Origin of the sequence: Cohnella rhizoplanae (assembly GCF_948329515.1) — a bacterium.
Taxonomy (GTDB): Bacteria; Bacillota; Bacilli; order Paenibacillales; family Paenibacillaceae; genus Cohnella; species Cohnella rhizoplanae.
The window spans coordinates 24,021-42,260 of record NZ_CAOJCN010000014.1 but is presented as its reverse complement, the minus strand read 5'-3'; the positions used below and the strand labels follow the sequence as shown (position 1 = coordinate 42,260).

The following is an 18,240-nucleotide window of genomic DNA, read 5'->3' as shown; positions in this document are numbered from 1 at the left end:
GTTTAAGAAGATTGCTTACGGATCGGGAGGGATTGGGCGATGGGGGCCAAAACGGTACATGTAATCTCGCATACGCACTGGGACCGCGAATGGTACATGCCGTTCGAGAAGTTCCGCATGCGGCTGGTGAAGCTGATCGACGACGTGATGGACCTGCTGGAAACGGAAAACAACGGCTTCGAATTTTTCCATCTCGACGGGCACGTCCTGGTGGCGGACGATTATCTCGAGATCCGGCCCGAACGGGAGGAACGGCTTCGCAAGCTCGTGAAGGCCGGTAAATTGAGCATCGGACCGTGGTACGTGCTGCAGGACGCTTTTCTGACGAGCGGCGAGGCGCAGATCCGGAACATGGAGATCGGCATCGCGCGCGCCGAGGAGCTGGGCGGCTCGACCGATATCGGCTACTTCCCCGACACCTTCGGCAATATCTCGCAGTCCGCGCAGCTGCTGCAGGGATTCGGGATCGCGAGGGCCGTGTTCGGGCGGGGCATCAACGGAATCGCGGAAAACAACGGCGTCCGCAATGAAGACAGCTCGGGTTATCCCTCGGAGCTGTGGTGGGCGTCGCCGGACGGCTCGAAGGTACTGTCCGTGTTCATGGCGAACTGGTACCACAACGGCATGGAGCTGCCGACCGACCCGGAGCGGGCCGCCGAGCGGGGGAGACAGGCGCTGGACAACGTCGAGCGGTTCGCGACGACGCCTCATCTGCTGCTCATGAACGGATGCGACCACCAGCCCGTCCAATCCGACGTCGGGCGGGCCATCGCGGTCTTGAACGAGCGGCTGCCGGAATACGAGTTCGTCCACAGCCGGTTCGCGGATTACTTCGACCGGCTCGAGGCGTGCGAGACGCCTTCCTCCACGGTATCGGGCGAATTGATCAGCGAGCATACCGACGGCTGGATGACGCTGGTGAATACGGCCTCCGCGCGGATGTATCTCAAGCAATGGAACGTTCGCGTCCAGAACGAGCTGGAAAAGTGGGCGGAGCCGTTCTCCGCGATCGCCGGCCTGCTCGGCAAGGAACATCCGACCGCCTTTCTTAGACACGCATGGAAGCTGCTGCTCCAGAATCACCCGCACGACAGCATCTGCGGCTGCAGCATCGATCCGGTTCACGACGAGATGGTGACGCGGTTCATGAAAAGCGCGCAGATCGCGGAATCGCTCAGTCTTGAAGCGATGACCTATATCGCCGATCGCGCGGATACGTCCGCGTTCGCGGCTCGCAAGGGGGGGGCGCCTGCGGAGATCTACCCGTTCGTCGTCTTCAATCCGCTCGGGTGGGAACGGGAGGAGACGGCATCGGTCGACATCGACGTCGACGCGGAGCTCGAGCCGGCAGGCTACGCGCTGCTGGACCGCGACGGCGCAGAGCTGGCTTACGCCTGGGAGGACTTAGGATGGATCCACGGCTTCACGCTGCCGGACGACCGGTTCCGGATCCCGTGGCGGAAAAGAAGATACAGGCTGACCTTTCTCGCAAGCCGGATTCCCGGAACGGGGCATGCCGCCTATGCATGGGTGCGCCGGGAAGACAAGGGAGCCGTCCGCCGGGAGCCGAAGGAAGCGGCCGTATGCGAAGTCAAGGACGGCTCGGCGATATTAGAAAACGCTTACTTGCGGATTCAGGTACACGCGGGAGGGACCTTGACCCTGGAAGACAAGGCAACCGGGCATACCTATCGCGATCTGCTCGCCTTGGAGGACACGGGAGATATCGGGAATGAGTATATGTACCGCGCCGCAGAGGAAGCGCAGCCGATCGTGACCGGCGTAGGCCGCGTGGTGCTGGAAGACCGTTCGACCGCCGGCCGGGCGAGCGTGAGCATCCAGCACCGGCTCGAGCTGCCCGCCGGGCGGGAAGGGAACCGGCGGTCCGCCGCAACGATCGGGCAGGAGGTCGAGGTCGTCGTCAGCCTCGATGCCGGCGCCGGACGCGTCGACGTGGCCGTGAGCCTGGACAACGGGGCGAGGGACCATCGGCTGCGCGCGCTGTTTCCGAGCGACGCGGACACCGCGTACGTCCATGCCGACGCGCCGTTCGACGTCGTGAAGAGAACGATCGAGCCTTGGGCGGGCTGGAGCAATCCGGCGCGCAACGAGCGGATGCAATCGTTCGTCGATCTGTCCGACGGCGAGCGCGGCCTCGCGATCGTCACGGCCGGGCTGCCCGAGTACGAGGCGCTTCGCGACGATTGCCGGACGATCGCCCTTACCCTGCTGCGCAGCGTGGGCGAGCTCGGCGACTGGAATTACTTCCCGACGCCGGGCGCGCAGTGCATCGGACCTTACGCGTGCCGGTTCGCGATCGTGCCGCACCGGGGAGACTACCGCCCGGCCGTGCGGGCCGCGCAGGCGTTCAACGCGCCGCTCCGCGCGGTCCGTACCGGCGTTCATGCCGGCGCGCTGCCTGCCGCGTTGTCCTGGGCGACGATCGACTCCCCATCCGGAGCCGTAGCGATGACCGCGCTCAAGAAGGCCGATCGCGCAGGCGGCGTCCTGCTCCGGTTGGTGCATCTCGGCGAGGAGACGGAGACGATCGAAGCGACCGGGGAGCTGTTCGAGCGCGCGTCCGCCGTCAAGTCGCTGCTCCTGAACGAAAAACCGTTGGGCGAGGTTGCGGCCGCGGACGGCCGAGCCGCGCTGTCGCTGGACGGCAAAAAGATCGTCACGCTCGGAATCGATTGAAACGATGTAAGCGGTAAAATAACCCTTTACATCCCGTTGTGCTAAACATATAATTCTAATAGACAACTAACATATAAGTATATTACAAATATAACAAGTTGGATGTTTTACCGGAATCGCGGGGGGAGGGGCCGAGGCGTCCTCCCGAACCCGGAATACGCCCTATTTGAAAGCGCTTCATGATAGCGGTTGCAATATAAAAGCGAGGTGATCCGAATGAACGAAAAACGGCAGCGCGGCAGAGCGAAGGGGGTCGCCCTCGAGCTCAACAGAAACGCGATCCTGTACTTCATGGCGGTACCCGGAATCGTCCTGCTGTTTCTGTTCAACTATCTGCCCATGGCGGGCGTCCTGATCGCCTTCAAGAACTTCGACTTCGCCGACGGCATCTTCGGGAGCGAGTGGGCGAAGCCGATCTTTAACAACTTCAACTTTCTATTCACCTCGGAGACGACCTTCCGGGCGACGCGCAACACGATCCTGCTCAATCTTACGTTTATCGTCTGCAGCACGGTCGTCGCGGTTGGCCTGGCGCTCCTGCTGAACGAGGTGCGGCACAAGCTATTCAAGAAATCCGTCCAGTCCTTTACGCTGCTGCCCTTCTTCGTATCCTGGATCGTCGTCAGCGTGTTCGCCTACAGCATCTTCGCGTTCGACCAGGGCATCCTCAACCAGCTGCTGGGGTGGTTCGGACTCGAAAAGGTCAATTGGTACAATACGCCGAAGGCGTGGCCTATCATCCTGACATTGATCACCATCTGGAAGAGCGCCGGCTACAATTCGATCCTGTACATCGCGACCTTGTCCGGCGTCGATACGAGCTACTATGAGGCGGCGGAGATCGACGGCGCGTCGCGGTTCAAGAAAATGCGCTACATCAGCCTGCCGATGCTCAAGCCCACCATCATCATCCTCAGCCTGCTGGCGATCGGACGCATCATGAACGCCGACTTCGGGATGTTCTATGGCATCATCGGCGACAACCCCAACCTGTACGCGACAACCGACGTGCTGGACACCTTCATATTCCGCAACCTCCGCGTCATCGGCGATGTCGGCATGGCCTCGGCAGCCAGCTTCTATCAATCGTTTATCGCCTTCTTCCTCGTACTCGCCTGCAACCGGTGGGCCAACAAATACCAGAACGGCTCAGGCCTGTTCTAGAAGGAGACGCAGATGACTAACAAGCTAGGCCGTCTTCGGCTATCCGATCTCTTCATCTCCCTGTCCGTGCTCGTCTTCTCGATTCTCTGTCTGCTGCCGTTTCTGATGGTCATCGGAGGCTCCTTCACGGACGAGCTGGAGATTCAAGCGCACGGCTACCAGCTGATCCCGAAGCATTTCAGCACGGATGCCTACCAGATTCTGTTCGTCCAGTGGAAGGTGCTGGTCAACGGCTACAAGATCTCGACCATCGTCACCGTCATCGGGACCGCGGCAAGCGTGATGATCTGCGCGATGCTGGCCTATCCCATGTCGCTCAAGCGGGTGAAGTACCGCAGGTTTCTGTCGGTCTACTCGATGCTGACGCTGCTGTTCAGCGGGGGGATGGTGCCATGGTACATCATCTGCGTGAACTACCTGCACCTCAAGGACAGCATCGCCGCGCTCATCATCCCTTACCTGTGCAGCGCGTTTAACGTCTTCCTGATCCGCAACTACTTCCAGTCGCTGCCCGAGGAGCTGTCCGAATCCGCCAAGATCGACGGCGCGGGAGAGGCCACGATTTTCTTCAAGATCGTGATGCGGCTGTCGACGCCGGTCATCGCGACCGTATCGCTGTTCATCGCGCTGACGTACTGGAACGACTGGTTCCTCGGGGTCATGCTCATCGACAGCAGCGATCTGCAGCCGCTGCAGCTGCTGCTGCGGTCCATCGTTTCCAACATTATGTTCCTCAGATCCTCCGACGCGGCCGCCCGCATGCTGTCCAACTCGCTGGTCCCATCGGAAGGCATCAAGCTCGCCACCTGCGTCATGACGATCGGCCCGATCGTCTTCCTGTACCCGTTCGTCCAGCGATACTTCATCAAGGGCATCATGATCGGGGCAGTCAAAGGCTGACTACTCGGGGGGTCAAACCCTTATGTAGAATATAGATAAAGGAGTTAACGACGATGAAAAAAAGAACGATTCGTCTGACCGGCGCGGTGCTGTCCGCGCTTATGCTGGGGGGCTCGCTGTCGGCGTGCAGCGGCAACAACAACGGAAACGCCGCGTCCTCGTCGGCGCCGGCAGAAGGGACGGCTTCGCCCGCAGCTTCCTCTTCCGCCGCGGCTTCCTCTCCGGCCGCAGCGCAGTTGGAGCCGGTTACGCTCAAGATTTATTTCGCAGGAGACAAGAGACCCGCGACCGACGAAGTCTGGAAGGCCGTAGAGGAAAAAGTGAAGGATACCCTGAACGCCAAGTTCGAGATCAATTTCATTCCGTTTAACGATTATGCGACCAAGATCAAGCTGCTGGCCACGTCCGGCGACGACTACGACCTGAACTTCGACGCGGACTGGCTCGCGTACCCGCAGATGGTCAACAGCTACCTGGACATCAAGGATCTGCTCCCCAAGTACGCGCCGAACTATTACGCGCAGCTGCAGGAACGCAACCTGGTCGACTCCATCACGGCCGGCGGCAAGATCACGGCGATGCCCTGGACGCAGATCACCAACGACCACGCCTTCGTCTCGGTCGACTTCAAGAAGTCCGGCCTGGAAGGCAAGGTCGCCCAGCCGGAGAACGGCTCCATCAAGACGGTCGAGGAGCTGGACGCTTTCCTGCAGGAAGCCAAGAAAGCCGCGCCTAACAGCCACATCCTGGAGTGGGACGGCGGCCTGACCTACAGCAAGATCCTCTCGATGCTCGCGCCCAAGTACAACTACGCCGATCCCGTCGACGGCTTGTACGGCCTCACCTACAAGCTGGACGATCCGGCGATGAAGCTGATCCCGGTCGAGCAGACCGACTGGTACAAGGAAGCGGTCACCTGGGCCAAAAAGTGGGCCGACGCAGGCATCATCCCTAGCGATCTCATGATCAACCGCGACGCGCACGCCGGCGAATCCGCCAATCTGAAGGTCGTCGGGTTCAACACGAACGAGTACATCAACTTCAACAACTTCCTCGGCATGCCCGAGAACTTCTATTCGGAGCTGTATCCAGAGGGCAACTATCTGAGAAGATCGCCGCTCGCGAATTTGATGGCAATCAACAAGAACGCCAAAAACCCGGAACGCGCGCTTATGTTCATGGACATGATGGCGACCGACCAGAGCTTGTACGACATGGTGCTGTTCGGCATCGAAGGCAAGACGTACGTCAAGAAGGGCGACGCCTTCGTCTATCCGGAGGGCATGAAGGCCGAGAGCTCGAACTACATGGACTGGCAGGGACAATGGGGCTTCTGGCGCGACAATCTGGTGAGGCCGACCGAGACGAGAACCGCCGAGGGCTGGAAGGCGATCGCCGACTTCACGAACGAGCCGAACAGTCTCGTCACGAACCTCACGGGCTTCTTCCCGGTGACGGACAACATCAAGAACGAGATCGCCAAGCGCACCGCGCTCACGACAGAAGCCGGCAAGCCGCTCATGTACGGCATCGTCAAGGACGTGGACAAATCGCTCGCGGACTATATCGACAAGCAGAACAAAGCCGGCACGGACAAGATCGTGGCCGATATTCAAAAACAGGCGGACGCGTTCCTGGCCGCCAAGCAATAACCGCATTCCCTGTATCGGGCTGCCGGCGGCGGTCGCGCCTCCGGCAGCTGCATGACCAGTACCTCTACCCTATATGTAAAGGTGGTCAATCAAGTGGGAAAAAGCTTAAGCGGATTGAGGAAGTACGTATGGAGCGCGGCGTTCGCGCTAGGACTAGTCGCAGTCTCGCTCGCCGCGGGTCCGTCCGGCAGCGCCTACGCGGCCGGGGACGTGACCTATCAGGCCGAGAACGGCGTCGTCGGCGGCTCCGCGTCCGTCACGGCGGACGGCAACGCGTCGTTCGGCTATAAGGTCGGCAACCTGAACGACGTCGGCTCCTACGTGCAGCTGAATCATGTAAGCGTAGCCAATGCGGGTACTTACACGATCACGATCCGCTATTCCAACGGCTACCCGGATACCCGGACCAAGAGCCTGTACGTGAACGGCGTCGACGTGGCCACCGTCAGCTTCCCGGCGACGGGCAACTGGAACATCTATTCCACCGTTACGGCGAGCGTCGCGCTGAACGAGGGCAGCAACACGATCAAGATCCAGCGCGACAGCGCGGACAGCCCGGCCAGCGACATCGACAGCGTTCTCGTGCCGGGCGCGACGTCGGCCTGGACGGTCGTGAACAATAACGGCCCGTACTATTACATCAATTATTACAATCCGGGCAATACGATCACCTACGACGGAGGCGCGACGGGCTATTTCAACAACGACGTCTCGTTCTCCCAGACGACGAACGATGCGGCCGAGTTTACGTTCCACGGCACGGCCGTCCGCTGGATCGGCGCCAAGAACAATAATCACGGCAATGCGAACGTATACATCGACGGCATTAGCCAAGGGGTCGTGGATACGTACGGCCCGGTGTGGGAAAAGCAGCTGGTTCTGTACGAAATACGCGGCCTGACGGAAGGCGTACACACGCTGAAAGTCGCCGTAAGCGGCACCAAGAACGCCGCTTCTACGGGATACGCGGTCGACTGGGACGCCTTCGAGGTCATCCAGTCGGGCACCAAGTACGAGGCCGAGAGCGGTACGGTCGCCGGCGGCGCGGCGACCGCCGCGGACACGTACGCTTCGGGCGGCTCCAAGGTCGGCACGCTGAACAGCGACGGCGCTTACGTGCAGTTCAACAGCGTGAGTACGCCTTCGACCGGCTCGGGCTACTATGACGTGACGATCCGCTACTCCAACGGCTACCCGGACACGCGCTACAAGAGCCTGTACGTTAACGGGACCAACGTCATGCGCGTGGCCTTCCCCGCGACGGGCAACTGGAACATTTACAGGGAGGTCAAGGTCGCGGTTCATCTGAACGCAGGCTCGAACACGATCAAGATCCAGAAGACGAGCGCCGATACGGCCGGCACCGACATCGACCGGATCTACGTGGCGACGACGCCGCGCAAGACGAAGGTCGTCACGACGACCTACGCGACGGAGGACGCCGTCATCTCCGACTTCGACGTCACCGACTACGGCGCGGACAAGACAGGCGCGGCCGACGCGACCGCCGCCGTGCAGAAGGCGCTCGACGATTGCTTCGTCATGGGCGGCGGCACGGTCTGGATGCCGTCCGGCACGTACAAGATCAGCTCCACGCTCAAAGTGTACTCATTCTGCTCCATCCGCGGCGACTGGCGCGATCCGGACAGCGGCTCGGGCAGCTACGGCACGGTCATCTCTGCCAACGTCTCGAGCGATATCGGAGAACTCATCCGGCTGCAAGGCACGAACGCGGGCGTCGTCGGGCTCACGTTCTATTATCCGAACCAAAATCATGCGAATCCGATCGTCCCGATCAATTTAGGCTACACGATTCGCGCCGACCAGGATGCGGCATCCATTCATAACGTGACGTTCCTGAACGCCTATAAAGGCATTCTCGTCAGCGCGCTCCACGGCTTCGACTCGTTCGACAATATCAAAGGCACGGCCCTGAACGTCGGCCTGGAGCTGCGGGAGACCGCAGCGGTCGATACCACTCAGAAGATCACGTTCAACAACAGCTATTGGGCCAACGCCGGCAGCGCCTACAACGCGCCGTCCAAGAGTGTGATCGACACCTACACCCGCGCCAACGGAACGGCGTTCCTGTTCTCCGACAACGATGCCGCCCAGCATTACAAGCTGAAGGCTTCGGATTATAAATACGGAATACGGGACGTGGACGGACCGCGCGACGGTTCGTGGGGTTCGGGCTTTGCGCTGCTGGACATCCAGAATACGGACTATGCGCTGAAAATGGAGTCGGGCTTCCGTAAAAACGGCGTGCTGCGCAGCACGCTCTCCGGCAGCGTGAATTCGATCAGCTTCAGCCGCATCAATACGGTCGCCGAACTGTTCGCATCGAACAATACGCTGACGGGCTCGACGACGGGAGCTGGGCTCACCGTCTCCACGCCGAGCCCCGCCCCGCCGACATCCTATACCGAGGGCACGCCCAGCAAGACGACGAGCACGACGCTCTACGACGTGACCAAGGCGCCTTATTATGCGCCGTACGTCAAGGCATCGCGCGGCAGTCTGCCGACCGTGGACGCCACGTCCGCCATCCAGGCCGCGCTGAACGCGGCCGGCACGGCCGGCGGCGGCATCGTGTACCTGCCGCCCGGCTGGTACAAGGTAAGCACGCACCTCACGGTGCCGGCCAACGTCGAGCTGCGCGGCGCGAGCTCCACCGCGATCGAAGCCCGGGCGACCGGCGAAGGCACGGCCCTGTTCGCCTACGAGGGCGAGAACACGACGACGCCGACGACGGACACCGCCTTCATCACGCTGAACGGCAACAAGTCCGGACTGCGCGGACTGCGCGTCTTCTACCCGAACAATCCGATGAACACGGCGGCCAATATCAAGAAGTTCCCGTATACGGTGCGTGTCAACAGCGCGGACGACGTCTATGTCGTCAACGTCGAGTTCGAGAACGCCTCCAACGGTCTTGACATCACGAACGGCAGCGACCGTCACTTCGTCAAGCGGCTGTTCGGCTTTAGCGCCGACAACTTCGTTCGGGTCGGCACGAGCACGGAGGGCTGGATCGAGCAGATGCACGATCTGAACCCGACGTCCATGGACGGCGCGGCCGAGCGTTATGGCGTCACGGGATTCTTCAACAACTGGGCGGGCACCGACAACTTCTCGGCCATCCGCGAGAGTTACATGTGGCAGCATACGAACTGGATCACCATCAACGGCGCTTCCAACGAGCACATCCTGAACATCGGCGGCTGCGGCGTCATGAATGGCGTATACGTCAGCTCGGGCACCGCCGAGATCTGGAATCTCGTGACCGACCAGCTGTACACGAACGGCTATTCCGTGATTGCAGACAGCGGCGCTAACGTCAAGGTCATGAACTCGGCGGCCGTGTTCGGCCAAAATACGTCCGGCGCGGGCATCCTGGCGAGCTACAACCCGACGCGGCACCTGGACGGTCAGCCTTAAGCCTGAAGCGACTGTCATTCGAATTCAGCGCGTCGCACCCGTCCGGCTTTTCCGGCCGGGTGCGACTCCATTTTATTGTAGAGAGGAATCATGCCCGATGAACGACACCGTCCTGAACGAACAAACGCTAACGAACACTCCCGCCAGCCCCTTTCTCCCCAAGCCGAAAAGCACGACGCTCCTGTGGGGCGGCAGCGCGGGCTGGTCCGGCTGGACGTCTGCCGGCGGCTGGCGCCTGAACGCGCGCGCCGATGGCGACGATGCCGAGCCCGGCGCCGAGGTCTGGGACAAGACCGCCGACGCGTCCGACAGCCTGCGCTCCCCCGCGTTCACGATCGAGGGCGATCAGCTGCGGCTGCGGCTGGCCGGCTACGACATTTTGAACCACAAATCCGTCGCGGGCGGCTGCTTCCTCCGGCTGGCGGACAGCGGGGAAGTCGTGCAGGAGGCGGCGGCGCCGCTGAAGGAGACGTTCGCGGTCCGGGAATGGTTCGTCCGCCATCTGAAGGGCAAGCAGGTGTATCTGGAGATGAAGGGCAGCAGGTCGTTCGCAGGCGAGGGCGCTGGCCTCGCGATCTCCCGGGTCGAGGAGGTTCGGCTTCACGGGACGGAGACGCAGGATGTCTATTACTGCCTGGAAGCGCCGGTCGCGAATTCGGGTATCTGGGGTCTCGCGGAGATCGACTACGAGGGGAACCAGACGGCCCGGCACCTGTCCTCTTGCCTAGCGGGAGATGACGGCGTCGGCATCATCGAGTCGCCGGCGTTCTCGTTGAAGTCGCCGGCGCTCCGCTTGAAGCTGCGCGGCTACTACCAGCTCTACCAGGTCAACAAGAACCGGGTCGAGCTCGTGGACGCCGCGACCGGCGACATCCTGCGCACCGTATACCCGCCGAATACGAATCCGCCGGCCTGGATCGAGACGGACGTGGCGGACCTGGCAGGCCGGCAGGCGTTCATCCGGGTCGTGGACTGCGACAACGGTCCGCATACCGCGTGGATCGGCGTCGACGCGATCGACGCGGGCGAAGCGTTCCGGATCGACTTCGGCGAAGCGGAAGGCGACGTCCTGGCTGGCTGGCAGGTCGTCTCCGCGCCGCCGAGATATACGGAGCTGTACGGCGTGCCGTTCGTGGCTGGCGCGAATTCGTTGTTCGCGAGCCGCCAGCCGTACTCGCTGCCCGTCGGCATCGCGGCCCGGCACTTGCTGATCGCCGGCATGAAGGTCAGCGAGCGCAACAGCTACTCGCCGGAAGACAAGCAGGTGACGGTCGGTCAGGGGCTGGGAAGCCTGCGGGTGTGCTACGAGGACGGAGAGGTCGGCACGTATCCGATCGTGATCGGCGAGAGCGCGTGGTGGGGGGAGAAGTTCGTCAAGTATCCCGAGCCGTTCGTCTCCTTCACCGAGGTCCGGCGCACGCTGCAGGAGTCGCTGCGCATCTATCCGGCACAGCCTACGCCTGCGCATCAGTACATCGCGTCGATCAATCCCGCGGCCAAGCCGATCGCTCGGATCGAGTACGCGCCGGAGCCCGGCTCGGGCCTCACGCCCGTCGTCGCCGGCATCACCGTCGTTCCGCTTCGCGAGGGCGACCGGCCTCAGGGCGGTCTGCCCGCTAGAAGCGCCGGCCTGTCGGCGGCGCTGACGGACAGCATCCGCCGCCGTCCGCTCCGGCTGGCCGGCACGGACGAGGAGGCGAAGCTGGCGAGCATCCGCCGGCTGCAGGACTACATGTACGTGACCGAGGATAATTTCCCGCAGCGGTTCCCGCTGGACATTCCGATCGGCTACAAGGGGCCGGAGGTTCGCTTTACGGGCGGCAGGGAAGCCGACTTTTTCACCAACGCGTTCTATCACAACGTGCTGGACATGACGGCCAAGGTCGACGGCGAGGGCGTGTACCACACCTCCTCGGCGGGCGCGCTGTCCTACGGCTACGACGGCATCGGGGGCACCTTCTCGATGGACTTCAAGCTGTATCCGGATCAGGAGCATCCGGGCATGTACTACGCGGAGGCCTGGTCGCGCGACATCGGCCGCACGCTGATGGAGATGATCGCTTTCGGCTTCCTGGACCAGGCTGTGGCCTGTGCGGACTGGTGCCTTGAGATGGCCCGCGTATGGGAAGAGGACGCGTCGCTCACGGTAAACGGCTGCCGCCTGCCGCGGCATATACACCGCATTCTGCAGTTCCCTCGCACCGAGATCGGCACCGGCTGCTTCGAGAACGACGGGCACGGACTGACGTCGCTCTTCATCTACCAGCTGTGGAAGCGCCTGCCCGAGCGGGATGCGTGGCTGCGTCCGAGGTGGGCGGATATCAAAGGGCTCGGCGATTGGATTCTCTGGCAGTTCGAGCATCCCGAGGTGTCCAAAGCGACGGACGTGCTGTGGTCGGACAGCGAGGGCTCCGGCTACCCGATCTCCGTCGGGCACTCGATCTTCTGCGACCTGCCGTGCATCGAGGCGCTGCATGGCCTCGCGGAGATGGCCGCATCCATCGGCGAATCCGAATCCGCCCGCGTTTGGGAGGAGACAGCCGTCCGGCTGAAGCTCGCCAGCGAGCGTTTTTACATCGTGAACGACGATGAGAAGGGGCAGGTCTGGACCGACGAGTACCGCGGCTTCGGCCGGGGCAGCCTGCTCGGGCCGCTGCTGCTGCCCACGGATACGAAGGGACTGTTCCCGGAGAATACGTATCCGGAATGGTATGGGCTGAACGAGAAGGAATACGCCGTCAACAAGGAGCAGTTCGTGCCGTGGGCGATGGGCTACAACGCCGCCTTCACGACGCAGGCTTCCCTGCTGCTCGACCGCACGGCGGACGCGTCCGAGTTCATGAAGCTGAACGCCAAGCTCATCTACGGTCCCGTCTACCGCCAGTACATCGTGCCCGAGATCGGCGGCGCCGTGAACCGGGCCAAGAAGATCTATTCGCGCTTCGGCGATCTGGGCAACGCGGTGCAGCAGGCGGAGATTCTCAAGGCGCTCAAGATCGTGATCGGCGTGGACGACAGCCAGAAGGGCGAGCTCGGCCTGATCCCGAGGCTGCCGCAGGGCTGGGACGGCGTATGGATTCGGGACTATCCGTTCCTGATCGAGGACGGCGCCCGCCGCTTGACCGCGAAGCTGGAGTACAGCTTGAGCCTCGCGGAGGACGGCGCGCAGATCAGCGTGCAGTCGAGCGACGAGCTGCCGGCGGTCAAGCTCCGCGTCGGGCCGTTCGACCTGAAGCGTCTGGAGGCCGCGCCGGCGGTGCGCGTAGACGGCGAGCGCGCGGAAGGCGCGGTCGAGCGCAGCGGCGATGCCGCATGGGTCCGGTTCCGTGTGCCGGCCGGCAAGCTCGGCTTCAAGGCCAGCGTTCAATTTTAATCCGGAAGCATCCGGGATGCGTCGAAGCAGGGGAGCAGGGGGAGCTGGAGAATGAAGCATGGATTGAACGATCTGGCGTGGGAGCTTAAAGGCTTTTATCCTTACGTACCGCTGCTGGCCAACAGCGTGGAGACGGGGGAGGCCCTGAAGGGGGTGACGGCGTGGATGCCCGCGACCGTCCCCGGCGCGGTGCAGCACGACCTGTACAGGGCCGGATATATTCAGGACCCGCACCGGGACCTGAACAGCCTGTCCTGCGAGTGGGTCGAGCACCGCTGGTGGATGTACCGGACGTCCTTCGCCCGCCCGGCCCGCCTTGGGCGCACGGTCGAGCTCGTCTGCAAAGGGCTGGATTACAAGGCGCATGTGTTCTTGAATAACGTGCCGCTCGGCGAGCATGAAGGCATGTTCGTGCCGGCCGTCTTCGATATTACCGCGATCGCGCGGGAGCACGAGACGCTGGAGCTTCGCATCCTGTTCGAGCACGCGCCTCAGGAGCAGTCTCAGATCGGGCGGACGTCGCTGACGCATACCCAGAAGAGCCGGTTCGGGTACAAGTGGGACTTTTCCGCGCGGCTCGTCTCTCTCGGCATCTGGGACGATATCTACCTGCGGGTGCGCGATGCGGTATCGATCGGGGAGACGCATGTGCGGACGGACGTCGGCGAGGACGGGGCCGGCATCGTCGGCGCGGCTGTGCGGATCGAGCGGGTTGGGGCTGGAACCGGAGCGGAGGCCAGCGTGGGAGCTGGAGCAGAAGCCGATGTGGGGGCGAGTGCGGGAGCAGAAGCCGATGAGGAGGCGAGTGCGGAGGCGAGTGCGGAAGCGGGAGCAGAAGTCGATGCGCAGGCCGAGTCTTACACCGCGGAAGCGGTGCTGACCGATCCGGAAGGACGCGTGCTCGGGACGCAGCGGATCGATATCGGGCCGGACGAGGCGGAGGCGGCCTTCTCGTTCCGGTTGGAGCAGCCGCGGCTATGGTACCCGAACGGGCATGGGGAGCAGCCGCTGTACGGGCTCACGATCCGTATTCTGGCGGACGGCGCCGTCGTCGACGAGCGCGCGTACCGGCCGGGCATCCGCAAGCTGGCTTACATGCACAATGAGCGCAGTCCCGATGACGCGCTGCCGTACACCTTTGTCGTCAATGGCGAAAAGGTTTACGTCAAAGGCGTCAATCTTACGCCCCTCGACCTGCTGTACGGATGCGTGACGCCGGAGCGGTACGAGTGGACCGTGATCATGATGAAGCACGCGGGCGTCAACCTGGTCCGGGTCTGGGGCGGCGGCGTGATCGAGAAAAGCGTATTCTACGAGCTGTGCGACCGTCACGGCATCCTGGTCTGGCAGGAATTCGTCCAGTCCGGCTCCGGCATGGATTCGATCCCGCCCAAGGATCCGGCTTACCTGGCGCTGCTCGGCGCAGCCGCGGAGGCCGCGATCAAGGACCGGCGCAACTATGTCTCGCTGGCTTCCTGGAGCGGGGGCAACGAGCTGAAGGACAAGTTCAATAAGCCGTGCGGTTACGGAGACGACAATCTCGCGCTGCTGAAGGCGCTGGTCGAGGCGCACGATCCGGACCGGATGTTCCTGCCGACCTCGGCCTCCGGGCCCGAGGAGATGATCTCGCTGGAGGACGGGAAGAACCACGACGTCCACGGCGGCTGGAAGTACAGGGGACATCCCGAGCATTACGAATTTTACGGGCAGGCCGACAGTCTGTTCCACAGCGAATTCGGCGTCGACGGCCTGTGCGCGGTGAAGAGCATGCGCAAATTCCTGAGTCCGCCCCATATCCGGGTGACCGATATGGACGAGAGCCTGGCGTGGCGCCATCACGGCGACTGGTGGGACACGCGGGAGCGGGACGCGTGGTTCTTCGGCGAGCCGGAAGGCATCGACGCGTACGCCCGGCGCAGCCAGTGGATCCAGGCGGAGGGCCTCCGGTACATCGTCGAATCCAACAGGCGCAAGCAATTCCGCAACAGCGGCAGCATCGTCTGGCAGTTCAACGAGCCTTGGCCCAACGTGGGCTGCACCTCGCTCACCGATTATTACGGCGAAGGCAAGATGGCCTATTACTGGATTCGGCAAGCATACGCTCCGGCGCACGCGTCGTTGGACTATAGCCGGCTGGTCTACCCTGTCGGCGATACGTTTGTCGGCGACCTGTTCGTGGGGAGCGGAAACGGCATGCCGGACGGCGTGATCGCGGAGGTCGAGGTGAGATCGACGGACGGCAGGCGGCTGTGGCACGGTAGGTACCCGGCGGAGCCGGTCGCAGGCATGCGGAAGGCTGCCGAGGTGGCCTTCGGGATCGCGCCGGAATTCACGGCGATGTTCATCGTGCAGCTTCGTTTGATGCAAGGCGACCGGGCGCTGTTCGAGAACGCCTATTATTTCTCCACGCAGGCCGAGTCGTGCTACCGTCCGGCGGAGGCTCTCGATGCGTCCGGCTTCGGCTTCGCGCCGGCGGGCGAATGGGAGGAAGCGGACGTTGACCTCCGTACGGAATATCTCGATCCGATCAAGCGGACGTTCCGCCTGACGAACGAGGGCGCGGAGGCCGTGCTGCACGTCTATCCAGAAGAGCTGACGGATCGGTACTGGGTGCTGGCCGACGAGGGCTTCGTCACCCTTTTCCCCGGCGAGGAAAAAATCGTGACGGTCTATTGCGCGCGCAGGCGACCAGGCGGGCTGTCGGCCGATCCAGGCGCCGAGGAAGCGCCGGCCAGGCTGCCGGACATCGTCTTCAGGCATTTGAACGCAGGAGATTCGCAGGCAGAGAGGAAGGTTCCGCATGAGCAACCTGTCTAAAATTCAGGGAACGTACGAGCGCGGCAAAGGCATATTCAGGCTCGCGCCCGTGTTCGTGCCGCGCCGTTTCGCCCAGGCGGGCAAGCGGCTGCGGCTCCATCCGGACGACTATTACGCCTACGGCGCCGCGCGCGGCTCAATTAAGGAGAGGTGGTTCTCCTCCGTAATACCGGCGATGAACGGCCCGCTCGCCAAACCGGACGAGGGCATGAGCTACGTAGCCGCGAACGACGACGCGAGCGATAAATTCCTGTTCCGCGACGCGGTCGAAGCGCTCGGCCCCCTCCTGATCGGCGAGACCCTGCACGCCAAATACGGGACATGGCCGATGTACTCCAAGTTTTTCGACTACGAGACGCCGCTCTTCCACCATCTGCATCTGGATGAAGCGTCCGCGCAGCTGGTCGGCCGGATGGGCAAGCCCGAAGCGTATTATTTTCCGCCGCAGCTCAACAATCATCCGGGCGTCTTCCCCGTCACGTACTTCGGGTACGATCCGGACGCGACGATCGACCAGGTCCGCGAGCGCCTGCTGCAATTTGAATCTGGCGACAACCGGATCACCGAGCTGTCCCGGGCCTACCGGCTCGAGCTCGGCACCGGCTGGTATACGCCGCCGGGCGTCGTGCACGCGCCGGGCTCCTATCTGACATACGAGCCGCAGTGGAACAGCGACGTCAACTCCGTTCACGAGAACGTCGTGTGGGGGGAAGTGTATCCGTACGACTTTTTGGCGGAAAACTGTCCCGAGCCGGAGAAGCGCAACATCGACTACATTCTCGGACTCATGGATTGGGACAAAAACGTAGATCCGCATTACAAGAAAAACTACTTCCGTCCGCCGATCGTCTGCGGGTATTCCGACGAGCGCCATACGGAGAAGTGGGTCACCTACGGCAACGAATACTTCGGCGCCAAGGAATTGACCGTACAGCCGGGCCAGACGGTCGTCGTCAAGGATGCCGCGGCTTATGGTACAATCCTGGTGCAAGGCCACGGCGCCTTCGGCGTGCATGACGCGGAAGCGGCCCACATGCTGCGGTTCGGGCAGATGAGCGGCGACGAGTTCTTCGTCGGCGATACGGCGGCCCGCGAGGGCGTCGCGATCACGAATCGGAGCAAATGGGAGCCGATGGTATTCCTGAAGCACTTCGGCCCCAATCATCCGGATATGCCCTGAGCGGGCAACCGCGCCACAAAGGAGAGCTGAGAACGATGTCCCTGCAAGCCTACGAAATTAAAAACGAGAAGATCCGCGAAGCGTTCGAGGCGTTAAAAAAGAACGACCCCAAGCGTCTGGAGCGGCGGCTGAGCCTGTCGTGGAGCAACTGGGGCTTCGGCATGGAGACGCTGGCGGACACGGCCAAGCGGCTGCAACAGGCAGGCATCGAATTCATCGAGCTGCACGGCAATCATTACGGGCCGGACCTTGGATACCGGAAGGATGAGACGCTGGACATCCTGGGCGCGCACGGGATCAAGGTCGCCGGCACCTGCGGCATGTTCTCCGCGGACAACGACCTGTCCAGCAACCGCGCCTTCCAGCGCCAGGCCGCCGTCGACTATCTGAAGCGCGAGATCGAGTTCACCGCATCGGTCGGGGGCTCGTACCTTCTCGTCGTGCCTGGCGCGGTCGGCCGGCCGGGCAAGTACGACGAGATGGAGCTCGCGCGCAGCGCCGAGACGCTCCGGCTCGTCGCCGACCTGTTCGTCGCGCACGGCGTGAAGGCGGCCATCGAGCCGATCCGCTCCGCCGAGACGAGCTTCGTGCACACGATCGCGGACGCGGAAGCTTATATTAACGCCGTGAACCATCCGGGCGTGCAGCATATCAACGCCGACGTCTACCATATGCAATCCGAGGAGTCGCACATCGGCGAGGCGCTGCTGGCGGCCGGCGACCGCTTGATCAACCTGCACATGGCCGACAGCAACCGGGGCGCGCTCGGCGACGGCTCGCTCGATCTGGACACGGTGATCATGGCGCTGTACGTACTCGGCTTCAACCGCGACGGGCGCTACGTGACGCCGGAGCCGCTCGGTCCCGGCGGAGATCCGTACCCGGCCATGTACGGCAAGCCGGACAAGGCGGCGCTGGACCGCATGGTGCTGCGGACGGCGTCGTACTTCCGCGAGCGCGAGGAAGCGCTGCTGGGGCGGTAAGTACCTTTTAGGCAGACGGAGTAAGGACGATCG

Annotated in this window: 9 protein-coding genes; all 9 read left to right on the top strand. The window is 62.8% G+C overall.

All coding sequences use genetic code 11. From position 1 onward, the window contains the following. Positions 1–39 precede the first annotated feature (39 nt). The 9 genes from PQG80_RS19465 to PQG80_RS19425 all read left to right on the top strand — a co-directional run bounded on the left by PQG80_RS19465 (position 40) and on the right by PQG80_RS19425 (position 18,207). On the top strand, positions 40–2,697 hold the full coding sequence (locus tag PQG80_RS19465; protein WP_271753154.1) for an alpha-mannosidase: 2,658 nt from the start codon (positions 40–42) through the stop codon (positions 2,695–2,697). A 216-nt stretch (positions 2,698–2,913) separates the two neighbouring features. Next, complete coding sequence (locus PQG80_RS19460) at positions 2,914–3,861, top strand: ABC transporter permease (protein ID WP_271753153.1); 948 nt, start codon at positions 2,914–2,916, stop codon at positions 3,859–3,861. Positions 3,862–3,873: 12 nt separating this feature from the next. Beyond that, positions 3,874–4,761: a carbohydrate ABC transporter permease gene (locus tag PQG80_RS19455; protein ID WP_271753152.1), complete on the top strand. Its 888-nt coding sequence runs from the start codon at positions 3,874–3,876 to the stop codon at positions 4,759–4,761. A 53-nt stretch (positions 4,762–4,814) separates the two neighbouring features. Next, a complete protein-coding gene (locus tag PQG80_RS19450; protein WP_271753151.1) occupies positions 4,815–6,413 on the top strand; it encodes an ABC transporter substrate-binding protein in 1,599 nt (532 codons plus the stop codon). Between the two features lie 93 nt (positions 6,414–6,506). Continuing rightward, positions 6,507–9,854 carry a CBM35 domain-containing protein gene (locus PQG80_RS19445; protein WP_271753150.1) on the top strand — a complete coding sequence of 1,116 codons (3,348 nt, stop codon included), beginning with the start codon at positions 6,507–6,509 and terminating at the stop codon, positions 9,852–9,854. A gap of 97 nt (positions 9,855–9,951) precedes the next feature. Continuing rightward, on the top strand, positions 9,952–13,227 hold the full coding sequence (locus PQG80_RS19440; RefSeq protein ID WP_271753149.1) for a hypothetical protein: 3,276 nt from the start codon (positions 9,952–9,954) through the stop codon (positions 13,225–13,227). Between the two features lie 51 nt (positions 13,228–13,278). Beyond that, complete coding sequence (locus PQG80_RS19435; protein ID WP_271753148.1) at positions 13,279–16,044, top strand: glycoside hydrolase family 2 protein; 2,766 nt, start codon at positions 13,279–13,281, stop codon at positions 16,042–16,044. Beyond that, entirely contained in the window at positions 16,028–17,224 is a 1,197-nt protein-coding gene (locus PQG80_RS19430) for a cupin domain-containing protein (protein ID WP_271753147.1), read from the top strand. Before PQG80_RS19435 ends, PQG80_RS19430 begins: the two co-directional genes overlap by 17 nt. 35 nt (positions 17,225–17,259) lie before the next feature. Continuing rightward, positions 17,260–18,207: a sugar phosphate isomerase/epimerase family protein gene (locus tag PQG80_RS19425; RefSeq protein WP_271753146.1), complete on the top strand. Its 948-nt coding sequence runs from the start codon at positions 17,260–17,262 to the stop codon at positions 18,205–18,207. The last annotated feature ends 33 nt before the right edge of the window (positions 18,208–18,240 follow it).